Source organism: Bacteroides sp. RTP31139st1_H2_RTP31139_211217 (genome assembly GCF_040227615.1).
Lineage (GTDB): Bacteria > Bacteroidota > Bacteroidia > Bacteroidales > Bacteroidaceae > Bacteroides > Bacteroides uniformis.
This window is the reverse complement of record NZ_JBCNZM010000039.1, coordinates 29,667-37,116: the sequence shown is the minus strand read 5'-3', so window position 1 is coordinate 37,116 and position 7,450 is coordinate 29,667. Positions and strand designations below refer to the sequence as shown.

Here is a 7,450-nt window from a genome sequence, read left to right as displayed (position 1 = left end):
AACATTACCGGAAAAGGTGTCAGAGTGGCCTATCAGGGTGCGGAATATTGGGTAGGAAGCCATAAACTGCTGAAAGATTATCAAGCCAATTTGTCGGATATCCTGGCCGATATGCTGACACAATATGAATCGGACGGAAACAGTATTGTCTACTTTGGGCGTGAGAACGATTTACTTGCCGTTATTGCCATCAAGGACCAGTTGCGGGTGACTTCTATGGAAGCTATCCGGGAACTGCGTATCCAGGACATCGAGATATGCATGCTTACGGGAGACGGTGAGCGTACAGCTTCTTCCGTGGCCGGCAGTTTGGGTATCATGCGTTTTGTGGCTGATGCCATGCCCGACGACAAAGAGGATTTCATCCATAAGCTGCAGCTTCAGGGTAAAACGGTCGCCATGGTAGGTGACGGCGTGAACGATGCGCAAGCCTTGAGCTGTGCTGATGTAAGCATTGCCATGGGAAAGGGGACCGATACGTTGATGGACACCGCCATGATTACTCTCAGGACTTCAGACCTGCTGCTGTTGCCCAAAGTTTTCCGGTTGTCTCGCCAGACTGTGAGCCTCATGTACCGGAATCTGTTCTGGGCTTTCATCTATAATACAGTGGGTATCTTTGTCGCGGCCGGAGTACTCTATCCCGTCTATGACATCCTGCTGAGTCCTGCGCTGGCAGGTGCTGCCATGGCTCTTTCCTGTGTATCCGTGGCTTTGAGCAGCCTTCGTCTGAGTTCCAGGTTCTGACGGCTGTATTCTCAGCTGTTCCTATACTCCAGCGGACTCATGCCCATGTGCCTCTTGAAGTATTTTCCAAAGAAGGAAGCACTGGGGAAGTTCAGGGAATAGGCAATCTCCTGAATGGTCATGTTGGTTGATTTCAGCTTGGCTTTCACGTCTACGATGACGACGTGGGCGATGATGTCCAATACATTTCTGCCGGTCACCTGCCTCACGGTGGTGCTGAGGTGTTGCAGGGAGATGCCCAGTTTGTCGGCATAGAATTGCGCGCGGCGTTCGCGGGTATAGTTTTCGATGACGAGCTGCACCAGTTCGCGGCATATTTCCTCTTTCCGGCTCTTATTCCCTTTTTGCATCTGCGGACGGTGGCAATACATTCTGTCTATGCCGCTGAGGAGCATGTTCAATGTGCTTTGAGCCATTTTTGTATCGGGAGGATAGGGACCGGTCGTGATGCGTGCCCATAGGGCAAAATAGTCCTTGAAGTAGGAGGCGACGGTAGGGTTGACAGCCAGTACCGGATACTCCAGTATGTTGGAGAAAGAGCTCAATGTAGACTGGATGAGGTTGACTCCATTGAGGCAATGGGAAGAAAACCCCACGAATCCCAGGCACACTTTTTCCTTTTGTTCGTAAAACTGTATGATAGTTCCGGGAAGCAGGGTAATAAAATCCCCTTGCTTGATTTCCGTATCCATCAGATTGATGGATACCGTGATGGAACCTTCTATGCATAGTGCAAAGATGCATGCTTTCAGGCGGCACGACTGTTTGTATATGTTTAGAATGTCTTCCGTTACTTCAGTCCATGCAATCATGTCTACTGGCAGGTCGACTTGAGGAAATTCCATACGCTTTGTCGTTTAGAGTTTGCACAAAGGTAATTCTTTTCCGGGAAAAAGTAACGGAAGACATTCTGTTTTTAAAATGAAATGTTCTTTTTTTAAAATGTAACGTCCATCTTTACGACGAAAGTACGTGGCGCGCCCACTGCCATGGGACGATAGCTGTACTCCTTGTTCAGCAGGTTGTTTATCATGAACTGGAAAGCTACTTCCTTGGTGGCTTTCACCCCGAAGCGCATGTCCACTGTGGCATAGTCCGTATTATGCTTTTTCCAATAGGATGCCAGGGTTTCCCCGTTGGACGAGCCGAAGAGGATGTCGCGCACGTAGTCCAGCAGGTCAGGTTCACTTTTGCTGCGTTCGTCCAGCATAATATAGTCCACGGCAAGTATCTTGCTTTTCCAGTTTACGTTGGCACCTATGTTGATGCGTTTCCACTGAAAGTCCAGCGTGGCCTTGAAACTGTGTTTCGGACGATATTTCAAGTACTTGCCGTCATTGCTTTTCTCCTTCATCTGAAGCGGGTCGGTATAGGTGTTCTCCAGGGCATTGCGTTTCTTGTAGTCGGCATCCCTCGGTTCGGTATATACATATCCCAGGTTATAGAGCAGCTTGGCGTTTTTGTTGAAGGTGTACATGCCGTTGGTGCTGATTTCCATTCCATAAATCTGTGCTTTGGACACGTTGTGGAACTGTGCCCCGATGCCGAAACCCTTGCCGTTCTTCAGCATTTGTATGGCGTCTGTAACGCTGTTTATCATGCTCAGGTCCGCATTGTTGAATAGGCCGAACTGGAATTCCACCATATCCTTGTATTGGGTATAGAAAGCGGCGACATCTGCAAATCCTTGTAAATTGCCTGCCTTGTACCCTTGCTTGAATCCCAGCTCGGCATTGAATCCTTTTTCCGGCTGTACGTTGTAGTTGGGATATACACCTACACCTCCGATGTCTTTGCGAAGGTATTTCTCGGTGATGGAGGGATTACGGTAACCCTGGCCGAAGCTGGCACGCAGGAAGCTGTAATCGGCTAGCTGGTAGTTCAGCCCGGCACGGAACACGGGGCGGAAAGGAATCTTGCTCCCGAAAACCTTTGTGTCGGCTTCCCGGTAGTGCTTGTCTATCCGGTAGTATTCGGCACGTACACCGGCCGATACGCTGAGGCGGTCCCAGAAGCGCTGGTCGTATTGCATATAGGCGGCAACATTGTCACTTTGATGTACTTCTTCCGTTTCGCCGGAGAAGGTGCGGATATGTTCGTAAGTCAGACCCGTGGTGATTTGTGCGCCGCCGTCCCATTTCTTGTTGAACTGATAGTCCAGATAATAGTCGTAATTCTTGTCCGTCCGTGTTGGTGATTGATTGCGCTTCGGATTGAGTACACCGGATAGCCAGGGAACCAGGTCGCTGGGTAGTTTCCCTTCAAGCAGTCCTCCCATGTCAGACGGCAGGCCGTTGCTCATTACCCAAGAGATGAGGTCGCAATAGTCGGCAGTGGTGGCATTGGGGAATATGTTGTCCAGAGAGCCGAAGACACCGTCCATCAAATCACTCAGCTTGTCGCTTCCCAGCCATTTGATAACTCCGGTCATCAGTGGCTGGAGGGCTGTGTAGTCTCCATTGGCAATGTTCTGGATGACTTGTGCGTCGGTGCCCATGTTGCCCAGAATATCCGTAATGGAGGCGGATTGTGTAGGGCGTACCACATTGTCCGCACTGTAGTAGAAACGGCCCTTTACTTTGTGTGAAGTACCTCTTTCAGGATTGGTGAAGTTGAAGAAAGGGTCAATGCGGAAGTTGTTGGACTCACGTCCCATATTAGTAAAGGGAGAGGGGCGGTAGGCCTCGCCGGGCGAGCGCCAGATGAAGAAATCCCCGTACTTGTTGGAAAGGAAATCCACGTTGAAACCGTAGTTCATCAGTTTCATACCCATATCCGGCTGATAGTAGGTGAGGTTTCCGTTGATGTGGAAACGTTTGTTGTAACCTTGTTGGCGGTAGCCCTCGTCGGTAAAGAGATTCAGTCCGCCGCTGACGTCAAAGTTACCGATGCGGCGGGAGTGGGTGAGGTCGAAACCTTCGTAGAGCGGATTGCGTACACCGCTGAAAAGGCTGTTGCGCAACAAGGGCTTTACCGGATATTTGTCCTCTTTCCAGAAAGATTTGTCACTCCATTGGTAATCGCTGTTGTCGGGGTCGTCATAGATTCCTACATAGGCACTGAAACGGGTCTGAGGGGTCAGTCCCGGCCGTGCGGTGCGTATGTTGATGATGCCGTTCAGGGCCGACGAACCATAGAGCACGCTGGAGGCTCCTTTGATGACCTCTACCTGCTGCACATTTTCCAGAGGTACGCTGTTCCAGTTGATGACTCCGTTTTGGGGGCTGAGCACGCTCATCCCGTCTACCAGTACCAGGCTGCGGGCACCTACGCTGTAAGTCCAGCCGCCACCGCCTCGAATGCTGGGTTGCTTGTCGATGATATCGACCCCCGGAATGGTCTGCAGTGTCGAGGTGATGTCTGTGGGAGCCTGGCGGGCAATGTCACTGGCCTTTATCAAATCCATGGAGACCGTCACATCGCTCAGCTTCTGTTCAAACCGTCCGGCCGAGACCACGACATCTTCCAGCAGGTTGGTGCTTTCCTTCATGTACACGTCTTTCTGCATAATGTCTCCTTTGCTGATGACGATGGGCATTGGCACATCCTCATATCCCACGTAGCTGAATACCAAATCTACACCTCCCGCCGGCAGGTGTACTTCGTATGCACCGTTTATGTCGGTCACTACGCCTTGCGTGTCTTTCAGCTTGTAGGTGACCGATGCCCCTGCAAGCGGTTCATTGGTCGTTGCATCATATACGTGCCCCTTCAATATCTGTGCAGATATGGAAAAGCTGAACAGTAACGCTGCGAATAGCGTTATTAGAATTCTTTTTTTCATAAGTCTGTCTTTTTGTGAATAGTTATATCAGAATGTTTGCAAAGTACGTGAGATATTATCAGATTATCAAGGTGTATTTTTATGAATAGATGCTACATATTTAAGATAAATTCGGGGAGTGAATTCAAAAAAGTGCTATATTTGCTTGCATGAAACTGGAAATATCAGATTGGAACATGATTCCTTATGCCGGGGCATGGAGCCGGCAGACGGAATGGTTTGACGCACTTGTACACGCCAAGCAGGCAGGAGAGTGCTATGTCAATCATATTGTGCTCTGCGAGCATCCCCATGTCTATACATTGGGGCGTAGCGGGAAAGAAAGGAATATGCTGCTGGGAGAAGAACAACTGCGCAGGATAGGGGCTACGCTCTATCATATTGACCGTGGTGGAGACATTACGTATCATGGTCCGGGACAGTTGGTCTGTTATCCTATTCTGAACCTCGAGGACTTTTCTTTGGGGTTGAAGGAGTATGTGCATCTGCTGGAAGAGGCGGTAATTCGCGTTTGTGCTTCGTTTGGCATCGCTGCCGGACGCCTGGAGAAGGCAACGGGCGTATGGCTGGAGGGCGATACTCCCCGTGCCCGTAAGATTTGTGCCATCGGCGTGCGCAGCAGCCATTTTGTTACCATGCATGGGCTGGCACTGAATGTGAATACCGATTTACGTTATTTCAGCTATATCAATCCCTGCGGATTCATCGACAAGGGGGTCACTTCTTTGCAGAAAGAACTGGGACATGAAGTGCCGATGGAAGAGGTGAAGGAGTGTCTTTGCAAGGAGCTGGTAAATCTTTTGTCATGAACTATCTGGCACATGTATTCCTTTCCGGTCCGAACAGAAAAGTACAGTTGGGCAATTTTGTAGGCGATGCTGTAAAGGGAAGCTCCTATAAGAATTATCCGCCGGATATAGCCAAGGGTATTCAGCTTCACCGCGCTATTGACGACTATACCGACCGTCATCCGGCTGTCTGCGAGGTGGTACATAGGCTTCAACCTGAATTCGGACGCTATTCGGGGGTATTGCTGGATATTTATTTCGATTATTTGCTGGCTTCCCGTTTCGAGTCGTTCTCCGGAGGCTCCTTGAGGAAGTATACCCGGAATTTTTATCTTTCCCTCCTTATCAATTACCGCTATCTTCCGCTACGGTTCAAACGTTTTATTTGGCATTTTATCCTGACCGACCGTTTGCAGAAATACGCCACTCTGAACGGAATAAGAGAATCTTTGAACATCATGGTGGAATATCATCATATTGATATATCCGTAGATAAGGCAATTCGATACCTTGAAAAGCACGATGAGGAACTGTTTGCTGTGTTCCAGCCATTTTTTATTGAATTGCAGAGGTTTTGCGCTGAATATCAGCATAATTATAAGTCACAATTTTAAGGACGAAGAAGGAATGAATATCGTGTCGGCAAGGAATTAATATCCTGCCGACACGATATTTGTTTTTTGTATCACACGTTGTTGATTTCCTGCATGACATGTTATTGATAGCTTGTGCCCTGTGGAATCAGCTTCCCGTACTCCGCTTCTCCCTTGCCAGTACCGAGATGATGTACCCTCCCTTGCTGTTCACCTTGTTCCAGTTTGTTCCATTGAATATTTTCCAGACGTAGTTTCCCAGCCTGCCGTAGTCCGATAACTTCAGAATCTTCCTGATTTCCTCCCGGTCGGTGATGTAGAGCTTTTCCAGATTCAGCATGAGGCATTCCAGGTTGTGCGTATTCCTGTTGTAGGCATATCCGGGAATGTCCAGATCAGGATTTCCCTGCGCTCCTCCGCTTTCCCCCGGGGGAGTAAGAGGGTGAAGTGCTTTACTTTCTTTTGCTTTGCTTTCTTCTACTTTGCTTTCTTCTACTTTGCTTTCTTCTACTTTGCTTTCTTCTACTTTGCTTTCTTTGCTTTGTTTGGAATTGCATGCATTTTCGGGGAAAATGTCCGCATCCTGCGTGCAATTTTCTCGGTTTTGCGTACAAGTCTTGTCCTTGTCCGGTTTATCTTCCTCCGTCTCTACCAGCAGATAGGGCAGGGTGGTGAGGTCCCTTTTTCTTCGTTTGGTGGCTTCCAGCCATACCTTCTGTATTTCGGTAGAGGTCAGCACCCCTTGCTCCTTATAGGTTTTGGGGTCGAAAAAGGCTTTCTCCACCAGGATGTCCACGATTCCCTGCATCTCCTGCTCGTTGATGTCCTTTCCCGCCTTGTTTGTGAACAGTGTGCATTGCTCCGCGTTCCATTTCAGGTAATATCCGTTTTCCTTGTGTATCTTGCACAGCAGTTTCATTACCGCCGCCGTTCCTTTCAGTCCGAACCTGGCTTCCACCAGTTCCACTGCTATCTCTTCGAATAGATTTACTTTGAGGGGGAAGTATAGCATTCCCCCGTACATCATGGCCATTGTTTTTAGTGTTTAATGATTAGTGATTAATGGTTAATGGTTAGCATATGGGGCTCCATTCGAGGAAGTTTTCCAGCTGGAAGGTTTTCCATGCCTGCAGTTCCACGTCCCAAAAGGCTATGGTGCTTGTCACTCTTGTGATGTCATAATCTCTTCTGAAGTCTGCCTTGTAGGGCAGTAAGGTGGCTTTCGCCAGCCTGAATGTCCCGTCCTGCTTGTGGTAGGCTATGAGTGCGTGGCCGTATTGCATGTGGTCTATCAGGCTTTCTATCCGTCGGGCCATCCATGTGGCGCATGTTTCCGTGTAGTTCTTTTCCAGCATGATACGTATTTTCCATAGGTTTCTCAGTGCTTCGTGAAGTGAAGCGTTCTTTGTCGACTTTCTCATCTTGTTGTCTTTAAAATTAATAATTGTATTAGTTTGGCAGGAGGTACGCTTGTATATAAAAAAAGATGCCGCATTCGTTGAGAAAGCGGCATCTATAGGCGGTGTGGCTTCATCCTT

At 48.7% G+C, this 7,450-nt stretch carries 7 protein-coding genes; 3 read left to right on the top strand and 4 right to left on the bottom strand.

The features are described from left to right. On the top strand, positions 1-747 hold a 747-nt coding region (locus ABUA47_RS08790; protein WP_349831539.1), incomplete at its 5' end, for an HAD-IC family P-type ATPase. A gap of 11 nt (positions 748-758) precedes the next feature. Here the strand turns inward: ABUA47_RS08790 and ABUA47_RS08785 are convergent. Both ABUA47_RS08785 and ABUA47_RS08780 read right to left on the bottom strand, forming a co-directional pair. Beyond that, positions 759-1,592 (bottom strand): AraC family transcriptional regulator, encoded by an 834-nt coding sequence (locus tag ABUA47_RS08785; protein ID WP_005828170.1) that lies wholly within the window; start codon positions 1,590-1,592, stop codon positions 759-761. A gap of 92 nt (positions 1,593-1,684) precedes the next feature. Continuing rightward, positions 1,685-4,531, bottom strand: a complete 2,847-nt coding sequence (locus ABUA47_RS08780; protein WP_035448223.1) for a TonB-dependent receptor — start codon at positions 4,529-4,531, stop codon at positions 1,685-1,687. Positions 4,532-4,668: 137 nt separating this feature from the next. Between ABUA47_RS08780 and lipB the strand changes: the two genes are divergently transcribed. Both lipB and ABUA47_RS08770 read left to right on the top strand, forming a co-directional pair. Beyond that, positions 4,669-5,340, top strand: coding sequence for a lipoyl(octanoyl) transferase LipB (gene lipB / locus ABUA47_RS08775; protein WP_227239111.1), 672 nt, complete (start codon positions 4,669-4,671; stop codon positions 5,338-5,340). Continuing rightward, on the top strand, positions 5,337-5,933 hold the full coding sequence (locus ABUA47_RS08770) for an ACP phosphodiesterase (RefSeq protein ID WP_035448226.1): 597 nt from the start codon (positions 5,337-5,339) through the stop codon (positions 5,931-5,933). Before lipB ends, ABUA47_RS08770 begins: the two co-directional genes overlap by 4 nt. A gap of 127 nt (positions 5,934-6,060) precedes the next feature. On the opposite strand, the gene ABUA47_RS08765 is transcribed toward ABUA47_RS08770, so the two are convergent. Then, complete coding sequence (locus ABUA47_RS08765; RefSeq protein ID WP_035448228.1) at positions 6,061-6,945, bottom strand: DUF4373 domain-containing protein; 885 nt, start codon at positions 6,943-6,945, stop codon at positions 6,061-6,063. Between the two features lie 40 nt (positions 6,946-6,985). After that, a complete protein-coding gene (locus ABUA47_RS08760; RefSeq protein WP_022401485.1) occupies positions 6,986-7,333 on the bottom strand; it encodes an SH3 beta-barrel fold-containing protein in 348 nt (115 codons plus the stop codon). Between the last annotated feature and the right edge of the window lie 117 nt (positions 7,334-7,450).

What these genes read in the sequence shown, in the direction of transcription:
- ABUA47_RS08760 (WP_022401485.1), bottom strand. Translation starts at nt 7,333, where the DNA reads ATGAGAAAGTCGACAAAGAACGCTTCACTTCACGAAGCACTGAGAAAC.
- ABUA47_RS08770 (WP_035448226.1), top strand. Translation starts at nt 5,337, where the DNA reads ATGAACTATCTGGCACATGTATTCCTTTCCGGTCCGAACAGAAAAGTA.
- ABUA47_RS08785 (WP_005828170.1), bottom strand. Translation starts at nt 1,592, where the DNA reads ATGGAATTTCCTCAAGTCGACCTGCCAGTAGACATGATTGCATGGACT.
- ABUA47_RS08780 (WP_035448223.1), bottom strand. Translation starts at nt 4,531, where the DNA reads ATGAAAAAAAGAATTCTAATAACGCTATTCGCAGCGTTACTGTTCAGC.
- ABUA47_RS08765 (WP_035448228.1), bottom strand. Translation starts at nt 6,945, where the DNA reads ATGGCCATGATGTACGGGGGAATGCTATACTTCCCCCTCAAAGTAAAT.